The organism is Nonomuraea sediminis (assembly GCF_018531495.1).
In the GTDB taxonomy this organism is placed as follows: Bacteria; Actinomycetota; Actinomycetes; order Streptosporangiales; family Streptosporangiaceae; genus Nonomuraea; species Nonomuraea sediminis.
The window spans coordinates 550,324-576,298 of sequence record NZ_JAHDTI010000001.1 but is presented as its reverse complement, the minus strand read 5'-3'; the positions used below and the strand labels follow the sequence as shown (position 1 = coordinate 576,298).

Below are 25,975 nucleotides of genomic sequence, written 5' to 3'. Positions count from 1 at the left end.
TGCATGCTCGACTACGGGATATTCGCTTTCGAATCCAAGGACGAGGTGCTGGCCAAGTCCAAGGAGTTCTGGAATCCGGGCAAGACCCAGTTCTGGGAGGACTCCGGAGTCCCGCTGGTCATCGACCGGCGGGAGGACTACTACCTCTACGACGTCACCGGCAAGCGCCTGATCGACGTGCACCTCAACGGCGGCACGTACAACATCGGCCACCGCAACGCCGAGGTCGTGGCGGCCGTGCGCCAGGCCATGGACCGCTTCGACATCGGCAACCACCATTTCCCCTCGCTGGCGCGCACCGCGCTGGCCGAGCGGCTCATCCAGACCGCCCCGCCCGGCCTGTCGAAGGTCATCTACGCCAGCGGCGGCGGCGAGGCCATCGACATCGCGCTCAAGACCGCCCGCCACGCCACCGGCAGGCGCAGGATCGTCTCGGTCATCAAGGCCTACCACGGCCACACCGGGCTGGCCGTGGGCACGGGCGACGACCGCTTCTCCAAGATCTTCCTGTCGGACCAGCCGTCGGACTTCACCCACGTGCCGTTCAACTCCCTCGAGGCGATGGAGCAGGCCCTGTCGGGTGGCGACGTGGCCGCCGTGATCATGGAGACGATCCCGGCCACGTACGGCTTCCCGCTCCCCGAACCCGGCTACCTGGAGGCCGTCAAACGGCTGTGCGAGTCGCACGGCACCCTCTACATCGCCGACGAGGTGCAGACCGGGCTGATGCGCACCGGCGAGCTGTGGGGCATCACCAAGCACGGCATCGAGCCCGACCTGCTGGTCACCGGCAAGGGCCTGTCGGGCGGGATCTACCCGATCGCGGCCGTGCTGGTCAGCGAGCGCTGCGCCGGCTGGCTCACCGAGGACGGCTTCGCGCACATGGCCTCCTTCGGCGGCGCCGAACTCGGCTGCGTGGCCGCGATGAAGACGCTGGAGATCTGCACCCGGCCGGAGACCCGCTCGGTCGTGCACTACATCAGCGACGCCGTCGGCAGCGGGCTGGAGCGCATCAAGGCCGACAACGCGGGCTGGTTCACCGGGATCCGGCAGAACGGCGTGGTCATCGGCCTGGAGTTCGACCATCCGGAGGGGGCCAAGTTCGTCATGCGCAGCCTGTACGAGAACGGGGTGTGGGCGATCTTCTCGACGCTCGATCCGCGCGTCCTGCAGTACAAACCGGGCATCCTGCTGAGCCCGCCGCTGGTGGACGAGCTGCTCGACCGTACGGCTCACGCCATCGCGCAGGCGAGGCCGTGATGCTCGACCGCGCCCGCTGGGCCGCCCGCGCCTACGCCACCTACGACAAGCCCGCCGTCGACCGGGTCGTGGCCGCCGTGGCCAGGGTCGCCGCCGACAACGCCGCCCGCTACGCCGAACGGGCCGTCAAGGAGACGGGGCTCGGCGTGGCCGAGCACAAGGTCGTCAAGAACCTGGCCTGCTCGACCGGCCTGGTCGAGATCTACGCGGGCCAGGACTTCGTCTCCCCTTCGATCGACCCCGCGCGGAAGATCGTCTCGGTGCCGCGGCCGGCCGGCGTGGTGCTCGCGCTCACGCCCTCGACCAACCCGGTCGCCACGGTCTACTTCAAGGTGCTGCTCGCCCTCATGACGCGCAACGCGGTCGTGGTCAGCCCGCACCCGCTGGCCAAGGAGTGCTGTGCCGACGCCGCCCGCGTGCTCGGCGAGGCCGCCGTCGCGGCCGGGGCGCCGGACGGGATCGTCCAGGTCGTCGAGGAGCCCACGATCCCGCTCATCGAGTCGCTGATGGCCGACCCGCGCACCGACCTGATCGTGGCCACCGGCGGTCCCGCGGTCGTGCACGCCTCCTACCGCTCGGGCAACCCGGCGATCGGCGTCGGGCCGGGCAACGTGCCGGTCCTGGTCGACCGCACCGCCGACCTGCCCGCCGCCGCGCGGCGCATCGTGGAGAGCAAGAGCTTCGACAACTCCATCCTCTGCACCAACGAGTCCGTCCTCATCGTCGAGGACGCCGCCTACGACACGCTGCTGTCCGCGCTGTCCCGCGAGGGCGCGCACCTGGTGGCAGACGGCCTCGACCGGTTGCGCGCGGCCGTCGGCGACCGGGAGAACATCGGGCAGAGCGCGGTCCGCGTCGCCGAGCGCGCCGGGTTCCGCGTCCCCGCGGGCACCAAGGTCCTCCTGGCGCCCTTCGACCTGGCCGTGCCAGAGGAACCCCTGGCCCGCGAGAAGCTCATGCCCGTCCTCGGCCTGCTCCGGGTCCCCTCGGCCGAGGGCGGCATCCGGGCGGCGCAGGCCGTCCTGCGCATCTCGGGCGCGGGCCACTCGGCCGCGATCCACAGCACCGACGCCGCCACGATCATGAAGTACGGCGCGGCCGTCCCGGTCCTGCGCGTCTCCGTCAACGCGGGCAACAGCCTGGGCAGCGCGGGGATCACCACCGGGCTGGCCCCGTCGATGACGATCGGCACCGGGTTCGTCGGCGGGTCCTCCGTGGGGGAGAACCTCAACCCCGCCCACCTAATCAACTGGACCCGCCTGGCGTCCGGCACCGACACCACGTTTCCCGATTTTTCGGGACTGGATCCGTGGCACGCGCCCACCGGAGCCGTCCCGCCGTACCCGCACGCCTCGAACGCCGCGAGCGACCCGCGGCCGCCCGCGCGACCGGCGGCCGGTGACGGGGACCAGGCGCTGCGGGCCGAGATCAGGCGGCTCATCCTCGAAGAGCTCGCCGCCATGCGGGGTGCCTGATGGCGGAGCTGCGCTCGTTCATCTTCATCGACCGGCTGCAGCCGCAGACCATGTGCTACCTGGGCACCTGGATCCGCGGCTCGCTGCCCAGGCAGGGCATGGCGGCGCAGGTCGTCGAGGTCGCGCCCGGGCTGGACATCGAGCCGCTGACCGATGTGGCGATCAAGCACGCCGACGTGCGCGCCGGGATCCTGGTGGTCGAGCGGCAGTTCGGCTACCTGGAGTTCCACGGGCAGACCGCGCAGGTGCGCGCCGCCGGTGAGGCCGTGCTGGAAGCGCTCGGCACCACCGCGGACCAGACGGCCAAGCCCAAGGTGCTGGCCTCGCGGATCATCCCGCGGCTCGACGGGCAGCACGCCTTTCTGATCAACCGCAACAAGCTCGGCTCGATGGCGCTTACCGGCGAGTCGCTGTTCGTGCTCGAATGCCAGCCCGCCTCCTACGCCATCCTGGCCACGAACGAGGCCGAGAAGGCCGCCGAGATCAAGGTGGTCGACTACCGCATGATGGGCGCCACCGGGCGGGTCTACCTGTCCGGCAACGAGTCGGACGTACGGCAGGCGGCCGAGGCGGCCATGGAGGCGCTGTCGTGAACCCCGACGAGCTGCGCGCCCTGATCCGCGAGGTACTGCGCGAGGTGCTGGCCGAGCAGGGGATCAAGGCCGGGCTCAGGCCCCCGGGAGAGGTGGACCGGCCTCCCGGGCCGCAGGCCGTACACCGGATCGAGCGCGGCGCCGTCACCGAGCGGCACGTGAACGCGGCCGCCAAGGCCGGGGCCAAGCTGGTGCTCGGGCCGCGAGCGGTGTTGACGCCGCTGGCCAGGGACAGGATCAGGGCCACCGGCGTCACGGTCGAAAGGGAGGACTAGCCATGGTGCGCGGGACCGTCATCGGCAGCGTCTGGGCGACCAAGCGGCTCGACGGGCTGCCCAGCGGCGCCTTCCTCGAAGTGGAGCTGGACGGCGGCGCCCGGCTCGTCGCCTTCGACACCCTCGGCAGCGGCCCCGGCGAGCGGGTGCTGATCGTCCAGGGATCCGTCGCCGCCGCCCACCTGCCGGACAATCCACCCATCGACGCATTGATCATCGGTTCCATCGACGAGTAGGAGAGACATGTCCAACAACGCGATCGGCCTGATCGAGACCAAGGGGTACGTGGCCGCGCTGGCCGCCGCCGACGCCATGGTCAAGGCGGCCAACGTCACCATCGTCGGCCGTGAGCAGGTGGGCGCCGGGCTGGTCGCCGTCACCGTGATCGGCGACGTCGGCGCGGTCAAGGCCGCCACCGAGGCCGGCGCGGAGACGGCCTCCGCCGTGGGCGAGCTGGTGTCGGTGCACGTCATCCCGCGCCCGCACGCCGACCTGGCGCGCGCCTTCCCCGTCGCCAACGAATGACCACCGAGCTCCGCGTCTACCTGCTGATCGAGGACTTGCAGCGGCAGTTCGCCGCCTACCTGGCCACGCCGACGCGGGCACGCGGCTACCCGCCCTTCGAGGGGCAGCACGCGGTGATCGTCGAGGTCGCGCCCGGCCTGGCCATCGAGCGCGTCATCGACCTGGCGCTGCGCGCGGTCCCCGGCGTGGAGCCGGGCATCCTGTTCGTGGAGCGGCAGTTCGGCGTGCTCGAGGTGCACTCCTCCGACCTGGCCGAGGTACGGCGGGCCGGCGCGGCCGTGCTGGAGGGCATCGGCGCCGCCGAGACCGACCGGCTGCGCCCCAAGATCCTCTACCAGGACGTGATCGAGGACCTCACCGACCAGCACGCGGTCATCATCAACAGGAACCGGCAGGCGTCGATGGTCCTGCCCGGCGAGACGCTGCTGGTCTACGAGGTGACGCCGGCGCTGTTCGCGGCGCTGGCGGCGAACGAGGCGGAGAAGGCGGCACCCGACAACACCCTGGTCGACGTGCAGATGATCGGCGCCGCGGGCCGCCTCTACCTCAGCGGCTCCACCGGGTCCATACTCAAGGCGCGCGACGCGATCACCGAAGCGCTGGACGGGCTGGACGGGAGGTCACATGGATGAGCAGCGGGCCGTAGGTCCGGCGCTCGCGCGCTACGGCCTGTCCCCGCGGGCCCGCGCGACGCTGATCAACGTCTCGGAGAACACCACCTACCGGGTCGACGACCCCGACACGGGCTCGGCCACGATCCTTCGCGTGCACAGGCCCGGCTACCACTCGACCGACTCCATCAGGTCGGAACTGGCCTGGCTGGACGCGCTGCGGGACCAGGCGGGGATCAGCACGCCCCGCGTCATCCCCGCGCGCGACGGCTCGCTGGTGGTCGAGGGCGAGCGCAACTGCGTGATGTTCGAGTTCTTACCGGGCGCGGAGCCCGCCGAGGACCGGCTGGTCGAGGACTTCCACGAGCTGGGCGCGATCACCGCCCGGATGCACGGTCACGCCAGGACCTGGCCGCGCCCGCCCGGGTTCACCCGCTTCACCTGGGACTTCGAGGCCGCTTTCGGGCCCGCGGCGCGCTGGGGCCGCTGGCAGGACGGCATCGGCGTCGGCGCCGGGGAACGCGAGGTGCTGGGGCGGCTGGAGAGGGTGCTGCACGAGCGGCTCGAACGCTACGGGCACACGGCCGATCGGTTCGGGCTGATCCACGCCGACCTGCGACTGGCCAACCTGCTCACCGACGGCTCGCGGGTCAGCGTCATCGACTTCGACGACTGCGGTTTCGGCTGGTACATGTACGACTTCGGAGCCGCTGTCAGCTTTATCGAGCATTACCCGCAGGTTCCGGAGATGATCGACTCGTGGGTGCGCGGCTACCGGAGCGTGCTCGAGCTGCCCGCCGAGGACGAGAAGGAGCTGTGGACGTTCGTGATGTTCCGCCGGCTGCTGCTGGTGGCCTGGATCGGCTCGCACTCGGCCGTCGACGAGGCCAGGGCGCTCGGCGCCGGCTACACCCTGGGCAGCTGCGAGCTGGCCGAGCGTTATCTGGGAGGACTGTAGATGTTCACATCCGTGGCGGGACGCTCGGTCGTGGTCACCGGCGGCACCAAAGGCATCGGCAAGGGGATAGCGGCCGTCTTCGCGCGCGCCGGGGCCCGGGTGCTGATCACCGGGCGCGGGCCCGAAGCGCCGGAGAAGCTGCCCGACGGCATGAGCTTCGCCGCCGGTGACGTGTCCAGCGCGGCGGACTGCGAGCGCATCGCCGCGACGGCGATCGAACGGCACGGCGGCATCGACGTCCTCTGCGCCAACGCAGGGATCTTCCCCGACAGGCGGCTAGAGGAGATGACCGAGGCCGACATCGACGAGGTGCTCGGCGTCAACCTCAAGGGCACCATGCTGACCGTCAAGGCGTGCCTGCCCGCGCTGGCCGCCTCCGGCCGCGGCCGCGTCATCCTCACCTCCTCGATCACGGGCCCGATGACCGGCTACCCCGGCTGGACCCACTACGGCGCCAGCAAGAGCGGGCAACTCGGCTTCATGCGCACCGCCGCCATGGAGCTGGCGCCCAAGGGCATCACGGTCAACGCCGTCCTGCCCGGCAACATCGCCACCGAGGGGCTGGCCGACCTGGGCGAGGAGTACCTGCGCGGCATGGAGGCCGCCATCCCGCTCAGGCGCCTGGGCACGGTCGACGACATCGGCTACGCCTGCCTGTTCCTGGCCGGCGACGAGGCCGCCTACATCACCGGCCACCCGCTCGTCGTGGACGGCGGGCAGGTGCTGCCGGAGTCGCAGGACGCCCTGGGTCAGATGTAGTGGGCGACGTCTCCACGGCCCGCCGCGACCTGCTGGCCATGATCGCCTCCGGGGCCCTGCAGCCGGGTGACCGGATCGGCGGGGAACGGGAGCTGGCCCTGCGCCTGGGCGTCAGCCGTACCACTCTCAGACAGGCGCTCGCGCTGCTGGAGGAGTCCGGGTCGGTGCGGCGGGTGCAGGGCAGAGGCGGCGGCACGTTCGTCAGCCACCCGATGGTCGAGCGCGACCTGTCCACCGTGGTCGGCGTGCCCGCGCTGCTGCGCGAGCAGGGTTTCACCGCCGGGTCGCGGGTGGTCAGCGCCGCGCTGGTGCCCGCGCCCGAGGTCACCGCCGCCGCGCTCGGGCTCGAGCCGGGCGACCTGGTCGCCGAGATCGTCCGCATCCGGCTCGCGGACGGCGCGCCGCTGTCGCTCGAGCGGGCGCGCCTGCCCGCGGCGCTCTTCCCCGGCCTGCTCGACCTGCCGCTCGGCGGCTCGCTCTACGAGCTGCTCGACGCGCGGTACGGCACGCGTCCCGCGGAGGCCATCGAGCGCATCGAGGCGGTGGCCTGCGGCCCCGAGGAAGCGGCGGTCCTGGAGGTGCCGGAGGGCACGCCCGCCCTGGCCATCACCAGGACGGCGCTGGACTCCTCCGGCAGGCCGTTCGAGTACTCCCACGACCTGTTCCGCGCCGACCGCACCAGGGTCCTGGTCCGCATCCCCGGCGGCATCGGCACGGCCGCCTCCGCCCGCGAGAACGGCCGCCTCATCGACCTCGGCTGAACAGCGGGGTGAGGGGGGGCCGGTCAGCGTCATCGCGAGTTCGGCGAACATGGCGTTGGCCCAGCCGAACCACTCGCGGGTGAACCTGGACGGGTCGTCGGCGTCGAAGCTCTCGTGCATGAGGCCCGTGCCGCCGGTCGTGCGCGCCAGCACCGCGAGCATCTCCTCGGCCTCGCCGGGTGCCGTCAGGCCGCGGGCCGCCAGGGCGAGCGGCCAGACGTAGCCGGGCTCGGTGTGCGGGCTGCCGATCCCCGCCGCCGCCTTGCCGGAGAAGTACCAGGGATTGGCGGGGGACAGGACCAATTCCCTGGTGGCCAGGTAGAGCGGGTCGTCATAGGTGCACCAGCCGGTGAACGGCAGCGACAGCAGGCTCGGCAGGTTCGCGTCGTCGGCCAGCAGCGCCCCGCCCAGCCCGTCCACCTCGTAGGCCAGCACCCCGTCCACGACCGCGTGTGCCCGGATCCCCGCGTCGATCTCGTCCGCCAGCGCCAGGCTCTCCAGGGCCAGCTCCGCGTCCGCGGTCATCTCGGCCAGCCCGCGCAGGCTCACGCTCGCCAGCGCGTTCGACGGCACCAGGTAGCCGTAGCTGCACGGGTCGTCGCTCGGCCGGAACCCCGACCACGTCATCCCCGTCCACCCCACCGGCGTCCCCGACAGGCTGTCGCCCGCCCACGGCCCCTCGTTCCGCTCGAAGGCGTACGGCGAGCCGTCGTGCCGCTGCTCCAGCCGCCACAGCCGGACGATCGCCCACGCCGCCTCGGTGAAGCGGTCGTCCAGGTGATCGGTCCGCCCGGTCGCCCGCCACAGCGCGTACGCCAGCTGCAGCACGGCGGCGAGCGAGTCCACCTCGTACTTGCGCTCCCACACCCACGGCCCAGGCGGCGGCACGTCGAACGGATAGGCGCGCCCGCCGTCCGGGCCTTCGTTGAAGGCGTTGGCGTACGGGTCGGTCAGCACGTAGCGCACCTGCCGCCGCGACACCCCGGCCAGCGCGTCGGCCACCGACGGATCCTGCCCGGCCACCGCAAGGTACGGCCTGACCTGGGCGGTGCTGTCGCGTAACCACATGGCGGGGATGTCGCCGGTGATGACGAACACCTCACCGTCGCCCACGGGCCGCATCGAGGTCGCCCACGTGTTGGTCAGGCAGCCGCGGACCAGCCCGGCCGCCGGGTGGCCGCCCAGGTCCCGGGTGACGGCCAGGGCGAGCTCCTCCAGCGAATCCGGGATCCGGCCCACCATGTCCTGAAAAGTCATGACGTCATTCTGGTCGGTGACCATCACTCGCGCCCACCATGCGCAGCGCGAGGCGGACGTAGCGGTCCTGGAGCTCGGCGATCGACAGCGGCTGCCCCTCGTGGAACCAGGCGCTGATGTGCACGCACATGTCCAGAATCGCCCGGGCCACGATCGTGGCCGAGACCCCGTCCAGCCTGAAGTCCCCCGAACGCTCCCCGGCCTCGATGACACGGATGAAACGGTCGCGCAGCCGCCGCCTGATGGACACGATCTCGGCCCGGCGGTCCTTGCCTAGCTGGCCGTACTCGCGGTTGGCCACCCGCGAGGACTTGCGGTGCTGCGCGTGCTGCTCCACGTAGACCCGCACGATCGCGACGAACTGCCCGCGCGGCCCCGCGGCCTCCGCCTGGGCGGCGACCACCAGCTGCTCGAGGGTGGCGTGGCTGCCCATGATGACGGTGAAGAGCAGCTCCTCCTTGGAGGTGAAGTGGTTGTAGAGCGCTCCGGCCGTCAGCCCGCACGCCTTGGTGATCTCCCGGACCGTGGTCGCCTGGGCGCCCTGCTCGTAGAACAGCTCGACGGCCGCGGCGGTCAGGTCACGTGCGGGGGAGCCCATGCGCCAAGTGTCGCACTTGACGGTCGCTGGGAGCCGACGTACGACTATATGAACGCTTGTTTATGCCGTTGCGGGGGAGCGGGCTCGCCAGGCAGGAGCAGCGATGGCAACAATCTCCGACGCCCACCCGTCCCGGCTGTGGAACCGCCAGCTCCAGAGCTACCCCGACACCGGGCCCCGCCTCTGGTACCTGACCGTGGCCGTGCTCGCCACGGTCGTCCTCTACTACGAGCTCTACGTGGGCGGCGGGGTGGCCCCGCTGATCCTGGAGCACTACAAGATGTCGTTCACGTTCTACGTGAACATGCTGGTGGTGGCGAACCTGTTCGGCGCGTTCGCCTCGCTGGCCGCGGGGCTGGCCGACCGATGGGGGCGGGCCAACCTCGTCACCTACGGCCTGCTGATCACCGGCGTGATGATGTTCGTGCTGCCCGCGGCGCCGAACTCCGTCGTCTTCGCGATCCTGTCGGTCGTGGTCGGCATCGTCGAGGGCGTCATCCTCGTCGCCACCCCCGCACTGGTCAGGGACTTCTCCCCGCAGCTCGGCCGGGCCTCGGCGATGGGCTTCTGGACCCTCGGCCCGGTCGTCGGCAGCCTCGTGGTGAGCTGGGTGGCCACCGCCACGCTGCCCAGGCTGCTCACCTGGGAGAGCCAGTTCTACATCGTCGGCGTGGTCGGCCTGATCATGTTCGTCGTCGCCCTGTTCGGGCTGCGCGAGCTCGCGCCGGGCCTGCGCGACCAGATCATGGTCAGCGTCCGCGACAGGAAGATCATCGAGGCCCGGGCCAAGCAGCTCGACGTGGACCTGTCGCACCCGTGGCGGCAGATGATGCGCAGGGACATCATCCTGCCCGCGCTGGGCATCTCGATTTTTCTGCTGATCTACTACACCGCGGTGGGCTTCTTCACCATCTACCTGACCACGATCTTCGCGTTCACCACCTCGCAGGCCAACGGGCTGAACGCCTGGTACTGGGCGGTCGACGCGGTGGCGCTGGTGATCGCGGGCATCCTGTCCGACCGGCTGCGGGTGCGCAAGCCGTTCATGGTGGTGGGCACCGTGATCGCGGTCGCGATGACGATCGTGTTCCTGACCAGGGCCACCCATCCCGACACCGGCTACGGCACGCTCGCGCTGATCATCAGTGTGCTGGCCGCCGGGCTGGCGATCGCCTACGCGCCGTGGATGGCGGCCTTCACCGAGACGGTCGAGCGGCGCAACCCCGCGCTGACCGCCACCGGACTGGCCGTGTGGGGCTGGATCATCCGCATCGTGGTCACGGCCTCGCTGTTCTTCGTGCCGTACGTGGTCAGCAGCATGAACACGCTGGTCGAGGCGCCGGCCTACCTGGCGGCGGCCAAGCAGGCCGGCGCCAACCCGCCGCCGGCGCTGGTGGAGAAGCTGGCCGAGATCAAGGCCGCCGCGGCCATCGCGCCGGGGCAGTGGCAGACCTGGTTCTGGATCTGCGTGGTCGCCCAGCTCGTCTTCATCCCGCTCATGCTGCCGCTGGCGGGCAGGTGGAGCCCGAAGGCGGCCAGGGCCGAGATCGAGGCGCACGACCGTGAGGTGGAACGCCTCCTCGATGGTTCGTGACGTTCCGGGGCCCGTACCGTCGTACGGGCCCCGAAGCCGTCAGCAGTCGCGGGTCTCGGGGACCTTCCTGTCGATCAGGTAGGCGTCGACCGCCGTGTCCACGCAGGTCGAGCCCGTGCGGTAGGCGGTGTGTCCGTCGCCGTCGTAGCTGAGCAGCATGCCCGACTTCAGCTGCTTGGCCAGCGCCTGCGCCCACGCGTACGGCGTGGCCGGGTCGCGCTTGGTGCCCACCACGAGGATCGGCGGCGCGCCCTTGGCGTGCAGTGCCCTGTCCTTGCCCGTCGCCTTGACCGGCCAGTACACGCACGGGTTGGCCCCGCCGCCGATGTAGGCCCCGAAGTGGGGCGCGATCTTCGCGGCCTCGCGGGCCTGCTTCTCGTAGACGGCCGGGTTCCTGGTCGTGGGGTGGTCCAGGCAGTTGACCGCCAGGTTGGCGTCGGTCTGGTTGGAGTAGCTGCCGTCGTCCTTGCGCTCGTAGTACAGGTCGGAGATGCGCAGCAGAATCGTCCCGTCGCCCTTGAAGGCCTGCTTGAGCGCGATGCGCAGGACCGGCCACGCCTGGTGGTCGTAGAGCGGGGTCAGCACGCCCATCACGGCGATGGACTCGTTGATCTTCCGCGTGTCCTGGCTGTTGCGCAGCGGCTTCTTGTCGGCCTTCTTCAGCAGCGCCGCGGTCTCGGCGAAGGCGGCGTCCGCGGTGGTGCCCGCGAAGGGGCAGTCCGTGGCCTTGAAGCAGTCCTCGGCGAAGGCCGCGAAGGCGACCTCGAAGCCCTTGGCCTGGGCCACGTTCAGCTTGAAGCTGGACAGCGTCGGGTCGAGCGCGCCGTCGAGCACCATGGTCCGCACGTTCTTGGGGAACAGCTCCGCGTACGTGGCGCCCAGGAAGGTGCCGTAGGACTTGCCGAGGTAGGTCAGGCCCTTGTCGCCGAGCGCGGCCCGCAGCACGTCCATGTCGCGGGCGGCGTCGGCGGTGCCCACGTGCGCCAGGAGCTTGCCCGACCTGGCCTTGCAGGAGTCGGCGAACTCCTTGGCGCCCGCCCGCAGCGCCTTGGCCTCGGCCGGCGTGTCGGGCGTGGCGTCCAGCGCCGCGTACCGGTCCATCTGCTTGCTCGTCAGGCAGTGGACGGGGGAGGAGGCGGCCACGCCGCGCGGGTCGAAGCCGACGACGTCGAAGCGCGCCCTGATCTGCGGGGAGACGACGGTCTTGGCGGCCTTCGCGTAGTCCACCCCGGAGCCGCCGGGCCCGCCGGGATTCAGCACGACCGAACCGATCCGGTCCTTGCCGGAGGCCTTCAGCCGGATCACCTTGATCTTCAGCTGCTCGCCGTTCGGTTTGGCGTAGTCGAGCGGCACCTTGAGGTCGGTGCACTCGAAGCCGCCGCCGCAGGCGGACCAGGCCAGGTGCTGGGAGTAGTACCGGGCCAGCGGTCTGGCCTCGGCCATGGCCGGTCCCGAGACCAGCGGGACGGCCAGAAGCGGCACGAGGAGCCGCGCTAAGCGTCGCATAGGGCGCATCCGTTTCATCGAAATGACAGGTGAGTGCTAGACGCGCGAGGGCGGCGGGGGGTTGCTGCCAGGAAGTTGTTAGGAAGGTTATTTACTACCACCCGAGGCGTCCGTATGGTGATATCAGCTGATCACGGAGGCCGCCATGCGAATTCGGGTCGTGCTCGTATCCCTCGTCCTGGTCACCTGTGGGGTCTCAGCTCCCGCCAGGGCGGTCGTGTCCTTCGGGGCGGTGGTGCCCGCGCCTGTCAGCTCGGTCCCCGCGTCCGGGGTCACCTACCAGATCACCTCCTCGGCCAGCGTCTACTCCGACGTGCCTGGGACCGGCGACCTGCTGGCGCAGCAGTTACGCCGCTCCACCGGCTACCCGGTGCCGATCGCCTCGGCGCCGCCCGCCGACGGCATCTCGCTGCGCCTGACCGGCGCGCCCGGCGGTGACGAGGCCTACCAGCTCGACGTGACCGCCGCGGCGATCACGATCAGCGCCAACAAGCCGGCCGGGCTCTTCTACGGCGTGCAGACGCTGCGCCAGCTGCTGCCTCCCACCGCCGACAGCCCCACCGTCCAGCCGGGACCGTGGCAGGTCCCCGGCGGCCGCATCGTGGACCAGCCGCGCTACGCCTACCGGGGCGCGATGCTGGACGTGGCCAGGCACTTCTTCCCGCTGTCCGCGGTGGAGCGGTACGTCGACCAGATCGCGCTCTACAAGATCAACGTCCTGCACCTGCACCTGTCGGACGACCAGGGCTGGCGCATCGTGATCGACAGCTGGCCCCGCCTGGCCACCTACGGCGGCAGCACGGCCGTCGGCGGCGACCCGGGCGGCTACTACACCAAGGCCCAGTACCAGGAGCTCGTCGCCTACGCCGCCGCCAGGAGCGTCACGATCATCCCCGAGATCGACATGCCCGGGCACACCAACGCCGCGCTGGCCTCCTACGCCGACCTGAACTGCAACGGCGTCGCCCCGCCCCTCTACACCGGCACCGACGTGGGCTTCAGCTCGCTGTGCGTCTCCAAGGAGATCACCTACACCTTCGTCGACCAGGTGCTGGGCGAGCTCGCGGCCATCACCCCCGGGCCCTACCTGCACCTGGGCGGCGACGAGGCCAGCTCCACCTCCGCGGCCGACTACAAGACGTTCATGAACAGGGTGCAGCCCCTCGCCCACGGCAAGACCGTGATCGGCTGGCACGACATCGTCAACGCCACCCCGCTGCCCTCGACGGTCGCGCAGTACTGGGGGACCTCGACCCGCAACGCGGCCGTGGCGGGCGCCGGGCGCAAGGTCATCATGTCGCCCGCGAGCCGGGCCTACCTCGACATGAAGTACAACAGGCGGACGCCGCTCGGGCAGACCTGGGCGGGCGTGATCGAGGTGCGCGACGCCTACGGCTGGGACCCGGCCACCTTCCTGAGCGGCCTGCCCTCCTCGCAGGTCCTCGGCGTGGAGGCACCGCTGTGGACCGAGACGATCCGCACCGGCGCCGACATCGACTACATGGCCTTCCCGCGGCTGCCCGCCCTGGCCGAGCTGGGCTGGTCGCCGCAGAGCACGCACGACTGGACCGCGTTCAAGTCACGGCTCGCCGCGCAGGGGCCGCGCTGGCGTGTCATGGGGGTCAACTACTACCACTCCACCCAGATCTCCTGGCCGGCAGGTTCCTGATGATCAAGAGAGTGCTGTCCGCGTTAGCCCTGTTCATCGCCGTCACCGTCTTCCCCGTGCAGGCCTCCGCCGCGCCCGGCTGGGCCCTGCGCTCGGCCACCGGCCTATCCGACACCGGCGCCACGATCTCGCAGGTCGGGTACGGCACGGCCGGCTGGTATCCCGTCGAGCTGCCCTCCACGGTGCTGGCCGTACTGGTCAAGAACAACGTCTACCAGGACGTCTACTTCGGGCAGAACCTCAAGAGCGTGCCCGACCTGACCACCCAGGACTGGTGGTACCGCGGCGAGTTCACCGCCGGGACCGGGCAGGCGTTCTGGCTGCGCTTCAAGGGCATCAGCTACCGGGCGCAGATCTGGCTCAACGGCACCCAGGTCGACGCGAACGCCGTCGGCACCCTGGTCAGGCACGAGTACAACGTGACGCCGCTCATCAGGCCCGGCGCCGCGAACGCCATCGCGATCAAGGTGACGCCGCCCGCGCACGACTGCAAGGACCTGTCGATCTGCACGGTGGACTGGAACCCCGAGGCGCCGGACATGAACGCCGGCATCTGGAACACCATGTCCGTCGACACCACCGGCGCCGTCGCGCTGCGCGACCCGTACGTGCGGACCACGCTGTCCGGGGGAGCGGCCGACCTCAACGCCTACGTGGACGCCGTCAACGCCACGAACGCCCCGGTCACCACAACGATCACTGGGACGATCACCAAGCCGGGGCAATCAACCCTCAACCTCAGCCAGAGCGTTACCCTCGCCGCGGGCGAGCGGCGGGAAGTGGCCTTCGCCCCGATTCACGTCACCAACCCGGTGCTCTGGTGGCCCTACCAGTTCGGCAGTCCCGAGCTCTACCACCTGGCGCTGAACGCCGGCACGTCCGACAGCGCGGCCATCGACTTCGGCATCCGCCAGGTCACCGACTACCGCACCACGGTCAACGGCACGTCATTCGCCGGTTACAAGATCAACGGCAGGCCGATCCTGCTGCGCGGCGGCGGCTACGTCTGGGACCTGATGCAGCGCTGGGACACCAAGACCAACGCCGCGCACATCGCCTACGTCAAGGGCATGGGGCTGAACACGATCCGGCTCGAGGGCACGCTCGGCAACGAGGAGCTCTACGACATGGCCGACAGGGCCGGCATCCTCGTCATGCCCGGGTTCGTCTGCTGCAGCGCCTGGGAGAACGACAGCACGTGGACCGCCGAGCAGACCCAGGTCGCCCAGCAGTCGCTCGACAGCCAGCTGCGCAGCCTGCGCCACCACCCCTCGGTCTTCGTCTGGGCCTACGGCAGCGACCAGCCGCCGACCGCCGCCCACCTGACCGCCTACAAGAACGTCGCCGCCGGGCTGCACTGGCAGAACCCCACCCTGGACAACGTCGCCACCTGGTCCAACGCCGACGCGGGCGTCAAGATGGACGGCCCCTACGTCTGGGAGCCGCCGGTGCTGTGGTGGGACACGTCGCGCGCGGGCAGCGCGTTCGGCACCACCGCCGAGGAGGGCACCGAGTCGCCGCCGCCGCTTGAGTCGCTGCAGCGCTTCCTCGCCCCGGCCGACCTCTGGCCGATCGGCACGGCGTTCAACTACCACGCCGGCAAGCCGCGCAGCGTCTTCGACAACATCACCCCGTTCACCGACGGCATCACCAGGCGGTACGGCACGGCCGCGTCGGCCGCCGACTACTCGCGCAAGTCGGAGCTGCAGAACTACGAGAACGCCAGGGCCTTCTTCGAGGCGTGGAGCGCCAGGCAGCACGTGCAGTCGTTCGGCGCGATCTTCTGGATGCTGAACAACGCCTGGCCGTCGGTCCACTGGAACCTCTACGACTACTACCTCAAGCCCGGCGGCGGCTACTTCGGCACCCGCAAGGCCACCGAGCCGGTGCACATCAGCTACGACTACTTCACCCGCGCCGTCCACGTGGTCAACTCCACGCTCACGGACCGGCCGGGGCTGACCGCGACGGCGACCGTCTACAACGTGCCTGATCTGTCGGTCAAGCACACCGCGTCGGCTCCGGTCGCGGCCAACGCCAACGCCGGCACCCAGGTGATGACGCTTCCCGCCATCTCCGGGCTTTCCGCGACCTATCTCATCCGGTTGCAGCTCAAGGACTCCTCCGGCGCGGTGGTCAGCTCCAACCTCTACTGGTACTCGACCACGCCGGACACGCTCGGCAACAAGTCATCGTGGTACCGGACCACCCCGAAGAACTACGCGAACCTGACGGGCCTGAACTCGCTGCCGCAGAACACCGGTGTGACCGCCGCGGTGTCCCGGACCTCGACGGGAGCCACGATCACCCTGGCCAACACCAGCCCGACGGCGCTGGCCTTCTTCGTCCGCCCCGAGATCACCGCCGGTGACGGCGGTCAGGAGGTCGTGCCCGTCACCTACTCCGACAACTACGTCACGCTCTGGCCGGGCGAGTCCACCACGATCACGGCCGCCTACGACGCCGCCGATCTCGGGGGCCGCCCGCCGTACCTGCGCCTGCGTGGCTACAACCTGCCGACCACGTCAATCCCCGTCCCCTAGCCCCTTCAGCACCCGGCGCAGTCCCCAGACGAACTGGCCGGTGGAGGTGTAGGAGGCGATCGTGTCCGCGGCCCGGTGGGTGAGCGGGTAGGCGCCGGTGTCCAGCTCGGCGAAGGCCGCCCGCCTGGCCGCGACGCGCTCGTCCTCGGAGGCGGCCGGGGCCGCGGGGTCGATCTCGGCCGCCTCGAGCGCGATCGCGCCGAGCACGTAGATCATCACGGTGTAGGAGGCGCGGGCGGCCTCGTCGGGGTCCAGGCCCGCCTCGGCCAGCGCCTCGAGCATGCGCTCGCCGACCTCGAGCGCGACGGGGCCGGTGAACGGGCCCGCGAGCACCGCGGGCACGGCCCCCGGATGCTCGAGCAGGACGCGGCGCAGCCCGAGGGCGAAGTCGGTCAGGCGCTGCTCCCAGGAGCGGTTCGCGTCCTGGAGCGCGGCGGTGTCGGCCTCGGCGAGCAGCCGGTCGACCAGCGCGGCCACGATCGCCGCGCGATCGGGGAAGTAGGTGTAGAGCGCGCCGGGCGTCAGCCCGACCTTGGCCGCGAGCGCGCGCATGGTCAGCGCCGCGAGGCCGCCGCCGTCCACCAGATCGAGGGCCGCCTCGATCACCGCCCTCGGATCGGCCGACCGCTTGGGGCCCCTTTTCGAATCCACGGGAACACTGTACAGTGTTTAATATTAAACACCGTTCAGAGTTAGGGGCGTGTCATGCGTCTGGAGAAATGGGCCCTGGTCACAGCGCTGGCGGGCGGCGTCGTCGCCGCGAACGCCGCCTTCGCAGGGCTCGGGGCGAGCTTCGACTACCCCGCGGTGCTCGGCCGGCCGTCGGGGGAGGTGCTGGCGCGCTTCGCCGCCGGAGCGGGGGCGATCAGCGGATACTTCCTGCTGCTCGCGCTCGGGGCAGGCCTGCTCATTCCCGCGGCCGTCCTGCTCGGCCGCCGCCTCGCGCCGGGGCCGGTCGCCACGCTGGCGGTGCACGCCGGGCTGATCGCCGGGCTCGTGCAGCTGCTCGGGCTGCTGCGCTGGCCGTTCGCGGTCCCGGCGCTCGCGCGGACCCACGCGGCCGACCCGCGGACCGCGGAGACGGTCTTCGCGGCGCTCAACGACTACCTGGGGGTGGCCGTCGGCGAGACCCTCGGCTACCTGTTCACCGCGGCGTGGACCCTGCTGGTCCTGCGCGCCCTCACCGGCACGCCACGCTGGTTCACCGCCCTCGGGGCCGGGTCGGCCCTGGCCATCGCCACGGGGCTGCTGGTTCCGCTCGGGTTTCCCGGCGCCGTCAACTTCGCGGGGTACCTCGGGTGGAGCGTCTGGATGGTGGCCTTGGCGGTCCGGGTCGCGCGCGACCGCCTGCCCGTCCCGCAGCCGGTCTCCTGACCGCGCCGCGTCAGGGAGGCGGGAGCTCGCCGGAGCCGCGGACGACCAGGCGGGTGGGGATGAGCGTGCGGTGGGCCCTGGAACGGTCGCCGGCCAGGCGCGCGAGCACCAGCTCCGCCGCCGCGGCCCCCAGCGCGGCCGGGTCCTGGGCCACGACCGTGAGCGGCGGATCCAGGACCTCCGCCAGCGGCAGGTCGTCGTAGCCCACCAGTGCCACGTCCTTGCGCCCCGCGCCGGCCAGGCCGAGCACCGTGCCCATCGCGGCCAGGTTGTTGGCGGCGAACAGGGCGGTCGGCGGGTCGGGGAGGGCCAGCAGCCGCAGCGTCGCCTCCCTGGCCGCCTCCTGGTCGTGGCCCGTCTCCACCAGCGCCCTGTCGAAGCCGATCCCCGCCTCCTCCAGCGCGTCGCGGTATCCCTGGAAGCGTTCGCGCCGCGTGTAGAGCGTCGCCGGCAGGTCGCCGATGAACCCGATCCGCCGGTGCCCGAAGGACACCAGGTGCCGCACCCCTTCCCTGGCTCCCTCCCGGTTGGCGCTCACCACGCAGTCGGCGGTCATCCCGACGGCCGGCCGGTCCAGGAAGACGATCGGCAGCCCGGCCAGGCGCTCGCTCCGCAGGTGGCGGTGGTCGCTGGCCGCCGACGGCACCACCATCAGCGCGCTCACCTGCCGGGCCAGGAACGCGGCGATCAGCGACTGCTCCAGCTCGGCCGTCTCGCTCGACGACCCCACAATCAGCGTCAGCCCGCGGGCGCGGATCGCGCTCTCGATCCCGCCCGCCACGGTGCCGAAGAACGGGTTGCCCATCTCGGGGATGACCAGCCCGATCGCCGCGTCGCGGGCGCCGACGCGCATGTTCCTGGCCATGAGGTTCGGCTGGTAGCCGAGCTTGCGCACGGCCTCCATGACGCGCTCGCGCGTCTCGGGGGCGACGGGATCCTCGTTGTTGAGCACGCGCGAGACGGTCTTGGCCGTCACCCCGACCTCACGCGCCACATCAGTCATCGTCGGCCGCCGCACACCCACCTCACATCCCTCCTCGCCATACGGTACGACAGTCCACGATCTTCCCACCGCCGCCCATTACGTCTCGCACCCCGACCTTCTTACGTCCCCGACCTTCGTGATCATCTTGTGCGGCGAGGCCACTGCCGGCCGCCCGCCGACGTTCACGATCATCTTGTACGGCGAGGCCGCCGCCACCGGCCGCCCGCCGTACTCCGGCTGAGGGCCCGCGCCCGGCGCTTCTGGCGAGTCGGTGCCCCTTGCCCGCCGCCACGTCCTCCGTGCTCGTGGCCCCCCGGCCCCGCCTCCCGCCCTACCGGGCGCCGGGCTCTGCCGTACCGAGTCCCCGCCGTACTGGGCCCCCGCCTCCCGCCGTACTGGGCGCCGGGCTCCGCCGTACCCCTCCTCGCCGACCCGGCGCCTGGGGTGAGCCGTGGGGGTGCCGGGGAAACCACCCAGGCGGGTCCCGTGGGGCGTTATGGCGGGCGACGCGCATCACCGGAGGAGCGTCTCCCTGGACAGGGCCCAGCCGGAGTGCGGTGGTTGGCGGTGGGGCGGCTTGCCGTACAGGATCACCAAAACGCCCAGTGCGGTGGCTTGCCGTACAAGATCGTCAGGTCAGTCCGATGGCATCGGCCGCGTTGCGGTCGGTGACGACCGCCTTGCCGTCGGAGACGGTGAGGGCGCCGGTCATGATGGCGACGACCTCGGCCATGCTGTGGTCGGCGGGCGTGAGCTGGGCCACCCGGCGGCCGAGGCGCTGGACGTGGATGCGGTCCGCGATCTCGAAGACGTGCGGCATGTTGTGGCTGATCAGCACCACCGGCAGCCCCCGGTCGCGGACCCGCCTGATCATGTCGAGCACCTGCCCCGACTCCTTGACCCCGAGCGCGGCCGTCGGCTCGTCCATGACGACCACCCGCGAGGCCCACGCCACCGCCCGGGCGACCGCGACGCCCTGCCGCTGGCCGCCCGACAGCGACTCGACCGGCACCGCCAGCGACGGCAGCCCGATCTTGAGCGCGGCCATGTGCTCGGCCGACTCCTCACGCATGCGCCTCTTGTCCAGCATGCGCAGCACGCTGCCGAGGAACCCGGGCCTGCGCACCTCGCGGCCGAGGAACATGTTGGTCGAGATGTCCAGCGAGGCCGCCACCGCCAGGTCCTGGTAGACGGTCTCGATGCCGTGCCTGCGCGCCTCGAGCGGGTCGCGGAAGCGCAGCCGCTCGCCGTCGAGCAGCAGCTCGCCGGAGTCGGGCTGCATGGCGCCGGTCAGCGCCTTGATCAGGCTGGACTTGCCCGCGCCGTTGTCGCCGATGACCGCGAGCACCTCGCCCGGCATCAGGTCGAAGTCGGCGCCGTCGAGCGCGGTCACGTGGCCGTAGCGTTTGACCAGGCCCCGGGCCTGGAGCACCGGCGTGGTCATCGGCTCCTCCTGCGGGAGATCTGGTCGATGGTGACGGCGAGGATCACCAGGATCCCGGTGATGAGGGTCTGATAGATCGACGGTACGCCCATCAGCTGCAGCCCGTTGCGGAAGACGCCGACGATGAGCGCCCCGATCAGCGTGCCGAGCACCAGTCCCCGACCGCCGAACAGCGAGGTGCCGCCGAGCACGACCGCGGTGATGCTGTCCAGGTTGTCGGTCTGCCCGGCCTGCGGGTCGCCGACGCCCGTCCGCGACACCAGCAGCAGCGCCGCGATGCCGTACACGAACCCGGCCAGCGTGTAGACGCCGACCGTCAGCCGCTGCGTCCTGATCCCGGTCAGCCGCGCGACCTCCTGGCTGTTGCCGAGCGCGTAGACGTGCTTGCCCCAGGCGGTCTGTCCCAGCAGGTAGGCGAACAGCAGGAACAGCAGGATCGTGAGCAGCGACCCGTAGGTGACGTTCGTCCCGCCGACGCTGAACGTCTGCCCCAGGAACGTCAGTACGGCGGGCAGCTGCGTGACCGTCTGGTCCTGGGAGTAGATGTGCGTCAGCGCGAACACCACGTTCAGCATGCCCAGCGTGACGATGAACGGCGGCAGCGAGATCCGCGTCACCAGTAGCCCGTTGGCCAGCCCGAACGCGGCGCACACGGCGAGCCCCGCGACGATCGCCAGCACCGGCGGCAGCCCGCCGCCCACGGCCAGCTTGGTCATCACGATCCCGCCGAAGGCCATGATCGCGCCGTTGGACAGGTCGATCCCGGCGGTCAGGATGATCAGCGTCTGGCCGATGGCCAGCGTGCCCACCACCATGACCTGCTGGATGATCAGCGAGAAGTTGCCGCCCGACAGGAACTGGTCGGTGTTGACCGCGAAGAACGCGCAGGCCAGCACGAGCGCGGCCAGCGGTCCCGCGACGGGCGTGGCCAGCAGCTTGCGCGGCAGTCGAGCCTCTACAGCGACGGCCATGTCAGCCCCAGCAGTTGGCCAGGCCGAAGGCGGTGTCCTTGCCCTCGACCCCGGACACGGCCTTGTCGGTGATCAGCGTGACACCGGTGTCGGTGTAGCCGGAGGCCTTCTTGCCGGTCTTGGCGAAGTCGGCGACGGCCTTGACGCCGTCGGTGGCCATCTTCAGCGGGTACTGCTGCGAGGTGGCCGCGATCTGGCCTCCCTGCACGGCCTTGGTGCCGGTGCAGCCGCCGTCCACGGAGACGATCATCGTGTCCTTGTCCCTGCCCTTGGCCTTGAGCGCGGTGTAGGCGCCGAGCGCGGCGGGCTCGTTGATGGTGTAGACGAGGTTGACGTCGGGCGCCTTCTGCAGGCAGTTCTCCATGGCCTCCTGGCCCTTGGCCTGGTCGCCGCGGGTGTCCTGGGAGCAGACGATCTGCGGGTCGCCCTCGGCGATGCCGTACCCCTTGAGGAAGCCGTCGTGGCGCAGCTTGCCGACGGTGATGCCCGGCGCCAGGTCCAGCGTGGCGATCTTGGCGGGCTTGCCGGCCATCGCGGCCTTGGCGTACTGGCCGATCAGCTCGCCGGCCTTGAGGTTGTCGGTGGCGAACAGCGCGTCGGTGGCGTCCTGCGGGTCGGTCGGCGTGTCCAGCGCGATCACCAGGACGCCGGCGTCGCGGGCCTTCTTGATCGCCGGGACGATGGCCTTGGTGTCGCTCGGGGTGATGAGGATGCCCTTGACCCCGGCGGCCACCATGTTCTCGATCGCGGTGATCTGGGCGGCGTTGTCGCCGTCGAACTTGCCCGCGGCGGTCATCAGCTCCAGGCCGTTGTCCTTGGCGGCCTTCTGCGCGCCCTCCTTCATCTTGACGAAGAAGGGGTTCGTCTCCGTCTTGGTGATCAGCCCGACCTTGGGGGTGCCCGACTTGCCGCCGCCTCCGCAGCCCGTGACCAGGAGCGCGGTCGCCAGCAAGCCGGCCGAGAGCTTCTTCATCATGGTGCTTCCTATCTGGGGGGATTCGATGTCATCGTTGACATATGTCAACGTTGACATCCGCCGTGCTGCGATGATGAACTCGATTGCGGGAAACGTCAATGCCCTCAGCCTGTAACGAATCGGCAACTCTGGAGAGCTGATGATCGCTGTCCTCGGCGAGTGCGTGGCCGACGCTTTCGCCACCCGCCTGCCCCACGAGGAGGAGCTCGCGCTGCGGGTCCTGCCCGGGGGCAGCCCCGCGAACACGGCGGTGGCGCTGGCCCGGCTGGGCACCGCGACCCGCTTCCTCGGCCGGGTGTCCGGCGACGTGTTCGGCCGGCTCTTCCTGGACCACCTGTCGGCCTCGGGGGTGGACCTGTCGGCCTGCGTGGCCGCGGCGGAGCCGAGCACGCTGGCCATCGCCGCGCTCGACGCGGACGGCCAGGCCACCTACTCCTTCCACGCCGAGGGCACGGCCGACTGGCAGTGGACCCCCGCCGAGCTTGACCCGGGCCGTCTGGACGGCGCGTCGTGCCTGCACACCGGCTCGCTGGCGCTGGTGCGCCCGCCCGGGGCGGCCGCCGTCGAGGAGTTCCTCGCCACGGTCTCCGCGCGGGCCACGATCTCGATCGACCCCAACGTACGGCCCAGCCTCGCCGACCCCGCCGACTACCCGGTCACCCGGTGGTGCGCCGTGGCCGACGTGCTCAAGCTGAGCCAGGAGGACCTGGAGGTGCTGCTTCCCGGCGTGGCGGTGGAGGCGGCCTGCGACATCTGGCACGAGGCCGGTGCCCGGCTGATCGTGGTGACCAGGGGCGGCGCCGGCGCGCTGGTCTCGCTGGACAGGGCGCGGGCGTCGGTGCCCGCTCCGAAGGTGAAGGTGGTCGACACGGTGGGCGCCGGGGACGCGTTCACGGCCGGGCTCCTGCACCGGCTGGACGAGCTCGGCCACCTCGGCGGCCGCCTGGACCGCCTCGACCTGGACACCGCGGCGGACGCGGCCGCCTTCGCCGTCCGCGTGGCGGCGCTGACCTGCGAGGTCGCCGGCGCCAACCCGCCGTGGGCGGACCGGCTCAGGTGAGCAGCCGGTGCTGGATCCGCTCGATGTAGTCGGCGTCGGCCGCCCAGACCGCGCCGTGCCCCTCCGCCCAGAGCCTGGTCCACGGCTCGGTCGTCTGATCCCTCAGGAAGTCGTGCATCGAGCGGGTACGGCGGGCCAGCAGCGGCACCAGCTCCCGCCGCTGGCGCTCGTCGAGCCCGTAGGCGTCGGCGAACTCGCGGACCCGGGCGGGTGCGTCCTCCCGCTGCCAGGCTGGACTGGCCGACAGCGGCACGAACCCGTGCAGGGCGTAGGCCACGTCCCACAACCGGGTGCCCGGAGCGGCGGTGTCCCAGTCGATGAACACCCACTCCTCGCCCGCCACCAGGTTCCACGGAGCCAGGTCGTGGTGGGCGATGATCTCGGCGCCGTCGGCGGGGATGAGCACCCGCCAGCGCGCGTCCGGCGGCGGGACGAACCCCGCCACGGCGTCGTGGAAGTCGCGGATCAGTCGGGCCACCCGGCCCAATCCCCGCTCCATCAGCGCGAACCGGTCCGGCCAGACCACCTCGCCGGGGGCGAAGGTCAGCACCTCGCGCCCCTGCTCGTCGATCCCGAGCGGGCGCGGCGCGCCGCGGAAGCCGACGTCGTGGAGGTGGGTCAGCAGGGCGTGCACGGCGGGCGTCCACGGGCCCGCGGGGCGGCGGACGGTGTCGCCGACGCGGACGACGCCGGCGCTGACGTTCCCGCCGTGCAGGGGCTGCTCGCCGGTCATCCGCGGGCGAAGGGACGGGCGTCGAAGCAGGCCTGGATGTCGGTGATGAGTCCGTCCTCCACTGTCAGGCGTTCTGCGAAGCGCGCGGGTCCCGCGGCAGTCTCCCACACGCCGTCGACGACGGCGTCCCGCCCGGCGCCTACCGGAAGGGCCCTAGGGGGCGAGGGCTTTGAGGGTGAGGGTCACCAGGGCGTCGGCGTACTCGGGGGTGAGGGGGCCCGAGCGGTGGAGCCAGCGCTGGAAGAGCGGGGCGTAGAGGAACTCGACGGCGAGGTCCAGGTCGGCGTCCTGGGCGATCTGACCGGCCGCCTGGGCGGAGCGGAGGCGGGCCTTCTTGGCCTCCTCGACGGGACGGGCCAGGCGGTCCCGGTAGGCCGCCGCGAGGTCGGGGTCGTTGGCGATCTCCACGGTGAGCGCCCTGATCGGCGCCTCGAAGGCAGGGTCGGCGAACTCCGCGACCGTGGCTCGCATGACCGTCCTGAGATCCGCCGCGATGTCACCGGTGTCGGGTAGCGCGATCTCGCCGCCCTCCGCCCTGCTGAGGTCGAGGATCGCGTCGAACACCACCGCGCCCTTCGACGGCCACCACCGGTAGATCGTCTGCTTGCCCACGCCCGCCCTGGCCGCGATGGCCTCGATGCTGACCTTGGCGTACCCGCTCTCGGAGACCAGCTCGCGGGCGGCCGCCAGGATCGCCTGACGGGAGCGCTCGCTGCGGCGGGCCGGGTTCGGCTTCTCACTCATGCGGGCCACCCTAGCAACGAGACGAGACGGTCCGTCTTGACAGTTCCCGAAATTTCAGGCAACGTACCGCAGGACGAGACGGACCGTCTCGTCTCGATTCGATCGAAGGAGTGACATGACCGAAGCACGCGTCTGGTTCATCACGGGCGCCTCCCGGGGCCTGGGTCGCGCCTTCGCAGAGGCGGCGCTGGCCGCGGGGGAGCGGGTCGTGGGAGTCGCCCGCGACGTCGACCCGCTCGCCGACCTCGTGGCACAGCACCCCGAGCGCCTCGTCGTCTTCCCGATGGACGTGGCCGACAGGGCGGCGGTGTTCGCCGGGGTGGAGCGGGCCTTCGCGGCGTTCGGCCGGGTCGACGTCGCGGTCAACAACGCGGGCGGGCTGCTGTTCGGCATGGTCGAGGAGGCCACCGAGGAGCAGATCAGGGCTCACCTGGACGTCAACCTGTTCGGCGCGATCTGGGTGGCGCAGGCCGTCGTGCCGCACCTGCGCGAGCAGGGCCACGGGCACATCCTGCAGGTCACGTCGATGGGCACCGGGGGAGGGTACGCCTCGGTCGGCCTCTACGGCGCGGGCAAGGCGGCCCTCGACTCGCTCAGCCACGCCCTGGCGATGGAGGTGGCGCCCTTCGGCATCAAGGTCACCGTCGTGCAGCCCGGCGGGTACCAGACCGGCCTGTTCACCCAGGGCACCACGGTGACCCAGGAGAACCCGGCCTACGCCTCCCTGCGGGAGGAGCTGGCCAAAACCTGGTCGGAGGCCGAGGACGCCGACCCCGCCACCGCCGCGCCCGTGATCATGGAGCTCGTGGACCTGCCCGAGCCGCCGAGCCGCCTCATCGTCGGCTCCCGCTCCTACGACCTGGTCCAGCAGATGGACCAGGCCAGGACCGCCGAATACCGGGCCTGGGAGTCCCTGAGCCGCAAGGCCGCGGGCTAGACCCCGCGCACGCCGTTGACGGTCGTGCCTTCTCCGGGGTAGGCGTGCACGGTGAGCGTTCCGCCGATCCTGGCGAAGGCCGCCCGCATCGCCGCGACGCCCTCGGTCGCGGCGGTGCCGGGGCCGTTGTCGCTGATCGTCAGCCGCAGCCCGCGGCCGCCATGGGTGACGGCGACCGACACGGTGGTCGCGCCCGCCCGTGCCACGTGCTCCAGGGCCAGCCGTACGGTCTCCAGCACGGCGCGCGCGTCCCCGCGAGGCAGGGAGGCGAGCGCCCACGTCTCCACCGCGATCCCGGTCCGCGCCGACCAGTGCGTCAGGTACTCCGTCAGCGAGTCGGTGCACGCCTGCTTCATGATGAACACCT

Annotated in this window: 26 protein-coding genes and 1 pseudogene; 16 read left to right on the top strand and 11 right to left on the bottom strand. The window is 71.2% G+C overall.

Annotation, left to right across the window (positions count from 1 at the left end; all coding sequences use genetic code 11):
* Window positions 1–3 precede the first annotated feature (3 nt).
* From KIK09_RS02575 to KIK09_RS60490, 10 genes are read left to right on the top strand one after another with little or no spacing between them, the layout of a single operon-like run.
* Window positions 4–1,260, top strand: coding sequence for a class-III pyridoxal-phosphate-dependent aminotransferase (locus tag KIK09_RS02575; protein ID WP_214316968.1), 1,257 nt, complete (start codon window positions 4–6; stop codon window positions 1,258–1,260).
* Window positions 1,260–2,735, top strand: coding sequence for an aldehyde dehydrogenase family protein (locus KIK09_RS02570; RefSeq protein ID WP_214316967.1), 1,476 nt, complete (start codon window positions 1,260–1,262; stop codon window positions 2,733–2,735). The genes KIK09_RS02575 and KIK09_RS02570 overlap by 1 nt, the downstream gene beginning before the upstream one ends.
* Entirely contained in the window at window positions 2,735–3,328 is a 594-nt protein-coding gene (locus KIK09_RS02565) for a BMC domain-containing protein (protein WP_214316966.1), read from the top strand. Before KIK09_RS02570 ends, KIK09_RS02565 begins: the two co-directional genes overlap by 1 nt.
* Window positions 3,325–3,603, top strand: a complete 279-nt coding sequence (locus KIK09_RS02560) for a hypothetical protein (protein WP_214316965.1) — start codon at window positions 3,325–3,327, stop codon at window positions 3,601–3,603. Before KIK09_RS02565 ends, KIK09_RS02560 begins: the two co-directional genes overlap by 4 nt.
* Before the next feature lie 2 nt (window positions 3,604–3,605).
* Complete coding sequence (locus KIK09_RS02555) at window positions 3,606–3,839, top strand: EutN/CcmL family microcompartment protein (RefSeq protein ID WP_214316964.1); 234 nt, start codon at window positions 3,606–3,608, stop codon at window positions 3,837–3,839.
* Window positions 3,840–3,846: 7 nt separating this feature from the next.
* Entirely contained in the window at window positions 3,847–4,128 is a 282-nt protein-coding gene (locus tag KIK09_RS02550) for a BMC domain-containing protein (protein ID WP_214316963.1), read from the top strand.
* Window positions 4,125–4,760, top strand: coding sequence for a microcompartment protein (locus tag KIK09_RS02545; RefSeq protein WP_214316962.1), 636 nt, complete (start codon window positions 4,125–4,127; stop codon window positions 4,758–4,760). The genes KIK09_RS02550 and KIK09_RS02545 overlap by 4 nt, the downstream gene beginning before the upstream one ends.
* On the top strand, window positions 4,753–5,697 hold the full coding sequence (locus tag KIK09_RS02540) for a phosphotransferase enzyme family protein (protein WP_214316961.1): 945 nt from the start codon (window positions 4,753–4,755) through the stop codon (window positions 5,695–5,697). Before KIK09_RS02545 ends, KIK09_RS02540 begins: the two co-directional genes overlap by 8 nt.
* Window positions 5,698–6,456, top strand: a complete 759-nt coding sequence (fabG, locus tag KIK09_RS02535; protein ID WP_214316960.1) for a 3-oxoacyl-ACP reductase FabG — start codon at window positions 5,698–5,700, stop codon at window positions 6,454–6,456.
* Between the two features lie 38 nt (window positions 6,457–6,494).
* Window positions 6,495–7,217, top strand: coding sequence for a GntR family transcriptional regulator (locus KIK09_RS60490; RefSeq protein ID WP_372455577.1), 723 nt, complete (start codon window positions 6,495–6,497; stop codon window positions 7,215–7,217).
* 45 nt (window positions 7,218–7,262) lie between these two features.
* Here the strand turns inward: KIK09_RS60490 and KIK09_RS60485 are convergent.
* Window positions 7,263–8,459 (bottom strand): annotated as a pseudogene (locus KIK09_RS60485) (glycoside hydrolase family 125 protein); the annotation flags it as partial.
* A 19-nt stretch (window positions 8,460–8,478) separates the two neighbouring features.
* The gene (locus KIK09_RS02525; protein WP_214316958.1) at window positions 8,479–9,072 is read right to left on the bottom strand and encodes a TetR/AcrR family transcriptional regulator; all 594 of its coding nucleotides are present in this window, start codon (window positions 9,070–9,072) and stop codon (window positions 8,479–8,481) included.
* A gap of 103 nt (window positions 9,073–9,175) precedes the next feature.
* On the opposite strand from KIK09_RS02525, the gene KIK09_RS02520 reads away from it, so the two are divergent.
* Window positions 9,176–10,666, top strand: a complete 1,491-nt coding sequence (locus KIK09_RS02520) for an MFS transporter (protein ID WP_214316957.1) — start codon at window positions 9,176–9,178, stop codon at window positions 10,664–10,666.
* 39 nt (window positions 10,667–10,705) lie between these two features.
* Here KIK09_RS02520 and KIK09_RS02515 read toward each other — a convergent pair whose 3' ends face one another.
* Complete coding sequence (locus KIK09_RS02515; RefSeq protein ID WP_250572490.1) at window positions 10,706–12,172, bottom strand: alpha/beta hydrolase; 1,467 nt, start codon at window positions 12,170–12,172, stop codon at window positions 10,706–10,708.
* Window positions 12,173–12,317: 145 nt separating this feature from the next.
* Between KIK09_RS02515 and KIK09_RS02510 the strand changes: the two genes are divergently transcribed.
* Both KIK09_RS02510 and KIK09_RS02505 read left to right on the top strand, forming a co-directional pair.
* Window positions 12,318–13,841, top strand: a complete 1,524-nt coding sequence (locus KIK09_RS02510; RefSeq protein WP_214316956.1) for a beta-N-acetylhexosaminidase — start codon at window positions 12,318–12,320, stop codon at window positions 13,839–13,841.
* Window positions 13,841–16,384, top strand: coding sequence for a glycoside hydrolase family 2 protein (locus tag KIK09_RS02505; protein WP_214316955.1), 2,544 nt, complete (start codon window positions 13,841–13,843; stop codon window positions 16,382–16,384). The genes KIK09_RS02510 and KIK09_RS02505 overlap by 1 nt, the downstream gene beginning before the upstream one ends.
* Here KIK09_RS02505 and KIK09_RS02500 read toward each other — a convergent pair.
* Entirely contained in the window at window positions 16,367–17,035 is a 669-nt protein-coding gene (locus KIK09_RS02500; RefSeq protein WP_214316954.1) for a TetR/AcrR family transcriptional regulator, read from the bottom strand. The genes KIK09_RS02505 and KIK09_RS02500 overlap by 18 nt on opposite strands.
* A gap of 54 nt (window positions 17,036–17,089) precedes the next feature.
* On the opposite strand from KIK09_RS02500, the gene KIK09_RS02495 reads away from it, so the two are divergent.
* Complete coding sequence (locus KIK09_RS02495; RefSeq protein ID WP_214316953.1) at window positions 17,090–17,758, top strand: DUF4386 family protein; 669 nt, start codon at window positions 17,090–17,092, stop codon at window positions 17,756–17,758.
* A 10-nt stretch (window positions 17,759–17,768) separates the two neighbouring features.
* On the opposite strand, the gene KIK09_RS02490 is transcribed toward KIK09_RS02495, so the two are convergent.
* From KIK09_RS02490 to KIK09_RS02475, 4 genes are all read right to left on the bottom strand, one after another.
* Window positions 17,769–18,752 (bottom strand): LacI family DNA-binding transcriptional regulator, encoded by a 984-nt coding sequence (locus KIK09_RS02490; RefSeq protein ID WP_214316952.1) that lies wholly within the window; start codon window positions 18,750–18,752, stop codon window positions 17,769–17,771.
* 622 nt (window positions 18,753–19,374) lie between these two features.
* Window positions 19,375–20,187 (bottom strand): ATP-binding cassette domain-containing protein, encoded by an 813-nt coding sequence (locus KIK09_RS02485; protein ID WP_214316951.1) that lies wholly within the window; start codon window positions 20,185–20,187, stop codon window positions 19,375–19,377.
* Window positions 20,184–21,158, bottom strand: a complete 975-nt coding sequence (locus KIK09_RS02480; RefSeq protein WP_214316950.1) for an ABC transporter permease — start codon at window positions 21,156–21,158, stop codon at window positions 20,184–20,186. The genes KIK09_RS02485 and KIK09_RS02480 overlap by 4 nt, the downstream gene beginning before the upstream one ends.
* A 1-nt stretch (window position 21,159) precedes the next feature.
* Complete coding sequence (locus tag KIK09_RS02475; RefSeq protein WP_250572489.1) at window positions 21,160–22,134, bottom strand: sugar ABC transporter substrate-binding protein; 975 nt, start codon at window positions 22,132–22,134, stop codon at window positions 21,160–21,162.
* Window positions 22,135–22,273: 139 nt separating this feature from the next.
* Between KIK09_RS02475 and KIK09_RS02470 the strand changes: the two genes are divergently transcribed.
* Window positions 22,274–23,194, top strand: a complete 921-nt coding sequence (locus tag KIK09_RS02470; RefSeq protein WP_214316948.1) for a carbohydrate kinase family protein — start codon at window positions 22,274–22,276, stop codon at window positions 23,192–23,194.
* Here the strand turns inward: KIK09_RS02470 and KIK09_RS02465 are convergent.
* Complete coding sequence (locus KIK09_RS02465; protein ID WP_214316947.1) at window positions 23,187–23,927, bottom strand: phosphotransferase; 741 nt, start codon at window positions 23,925–23,927, stop codon at window positions 23,187–23,189. The two genes, KIK09_RS02470 and KIK09_RS02465, sit on opposite strands and share 8 nt — an antisense overlap.
* Before the next feature lie 153 nt (window positions 23,928–24,080).
* Window positions 24,081–24,671 (bottom strand): TetR/AcrR family transcriptional regulator, encoded by a 591-nt coding sequence (locus KIK09_RS02460; protein ID WP_214316946.1) that lies wholly within the window; start codon window positions 24,669–24,671, stop codon window positions 24,081–24,083.
* Between the two features lie 115 nt (window positions 24,672–24,786).
* Between KIK09_RS02460 and KIK09_RS02455 the strand changes: the two genes are divergently transcribed.
* Window positions 24,787–25,608, top strand: a complete 822-nt coding sequence (locus KIK09_RS02455; RefSeq protein ID WP_214316945.1) for an SDR family NAD(P)-dependent oxidoreductase — start codon at window positions 24,787–24,789, stop codon at window positions 25,606–25,608.
* Here KIK09_RS02455 and KIK09_RS02450 read toward each other — a convergent pair.
* Window positions 25,605–25,964, bottom strand: coding sequence for a sensor histidine kinase (locus KIK09_RS02450; protein WP_214316944.1), 360 nt, complete (start codon window positions 25,962–25,964; stop codon window positions 25,605–25,607). The genes KIK09_RS02455 and KIK09_RS02450 overlap by 4 nt on opposite strands.
* Window positions 25,965–25,975: the final 11 nt, after the last annotated feature.

Coding starts and splice junctions, on each gene's coding strand:
- fabG (WP_214316960.1), top strand. CDS start 5,698: ATGTTCACATCCGTGGCGGGACGCTCGGTCGTGGTCACCGGCGGCACC.
- KIK09_RS02470 (WP_214316948.1), top strand. CDS start 22,274: ATGATCGCTGTCCTCGGCGAGTGCGTGGCCGACGCTTTCGCCACCCGC.
- KIK09_RS02545 (WP_214316962.1), top strand. CDS start 4,125: ATGACCACCGAGCTCCGCGTCTACCTGCTGATCGAGGACTTGCAGCGG.
- KIK09_RS02460 (WP_214316946.1), bottom strand. CDS start 24,671: ATGAGTGAGAAGCCGAACCCGGCCCGCCGCAGCGAGCGCTCCCGTCAG.
- KIK09_RS02480 (WP_214316950.1), bottom strand. CDS start 21,158: ATGGCCGTCGCTGTAGAGGCTCGACTGCCGCGCAAGCTGCTGGCCACG.
- KIK09_RS02515 (WP_250572490.1), bottom strand. CDS start 12,172: ATGCGACGCTTAGCGCGGCTCCTCGTGCCGCTTCTGGCCGTCCCGCTG.
- KIK09_RS02540 (WP_214316961.1), top strand. CDS start 4,753: ATGGATGAGCAGCGGGCCGTAGGTCCGGCGCTCGCGCGCTACGGCCTG.
- KIK09_RS02485 (WP_214316951.1), bottom strand. CDS start 20,187: ATGACCACGCCGGTGCTCCAGGCCCGGGGCCTGGTCAAACGCTACGGC.
- KIK09_RS02475 (WP_250572489.1), bottom strand. CDS start 22,134: ATGATGAAGAAGCTCTCGGCCGGCTTGCTGGCGACCGCGCTCCTGGTC.
- KIK09_RS02570 (WP_214316967.1), top strand. CDS start 1,260: ATGCTCGACCGCGCCCGCTGGGCCGCCCGCGCCTACGCCACCTACGAC.
- KIK09_RS02555 (WP_214316964.1), top strand. CDS start 3,606: ATGGTGCGCGGGACCGTCATCGGCAGCGTCTGGGCGACCAAGCGGCTC.
- KIK09_RS02575 (WP_214316968.1), top strand. CDS start 4: ATGCTCGACTACGGGATATTCGCTTTCGAATCCAAGGACGAGGTGCTG.
- KIK09_RS02525 (WP_214316958.1), bottom strand. CDS start 9,072: ATGGGCTCCCCCGCACGTGACCTGACCGCCGCGGCCGTCGAGCTGTTC.
- KIK09_RS02510 (WP_214316956.1), top strand. CDS start 12,318: ATGCGAATTCGGGTCGTGCTCGTATCCCTCGTCCTGGTCACCTGTGGG.
- KIK09_RS02550 (WP_214316963.1), top strand. CDS start 3,847: ATGTCCAACAACGCGATCGGCCTGATCGAGACCAAGGGGTACGTGGCC.
- KIK09_RS02565 (WP_214316966.1), top strand. CDS start 2,735: ATGGCGGAGCTGCGCTCGTTCATCTTCATCGACCGGCTGCAGCCGCAG.
- KIK09_RS02450 (WP_214316944.1), bottom strand. CDS start 25,964: ATGAAGCAGGCGTGCACCGACTCGCTGACGGAGTACCTGACGCACTGG.
- KIK09_RS02505 (WP_214316955.1), top strand. CDS start 13,841: ATGATCAAGAGAGTGCTGTCCGCGTTAGCCCTGTTCATCGCCGTCACC.
- KIK09_RS02520 (WP_214316957.1), top strand. CDS start 9,176: ATGGCAACAATCTCCGACGCCCACCCGTCCCGGCTGTGGAACCGCCAG.
- KIK09_RS02465 (WP_214316947.1), bottom strand. CDS start 23,927: ATGACCGGCGAGCAGCCCCTGCACGGCGGGAACGTCAGCGCCGGCGTC.
- KIK09_RS60490 (WP_372455577.1), top strand. CDS start 6,495: ATGATCGCCTCCGGGGCCCTGCAGCCGGGTGACCGGATCGGCGGGGAA.
- KIK09_RS02455 (WP_214316945.1), top strand. CDS start 24,787: ATGACCGAAGCACGCGTCTGGTTCATCACGGGCGCCTCCCGGGGCCTG.
- KIK09_RS02495 (WP_214316953.1), top strand. CDS start 17,090: ATGCGTCTGGAGAAATGGGCCCTGGTCACAGCGCTGGCGGGCGGCGTC.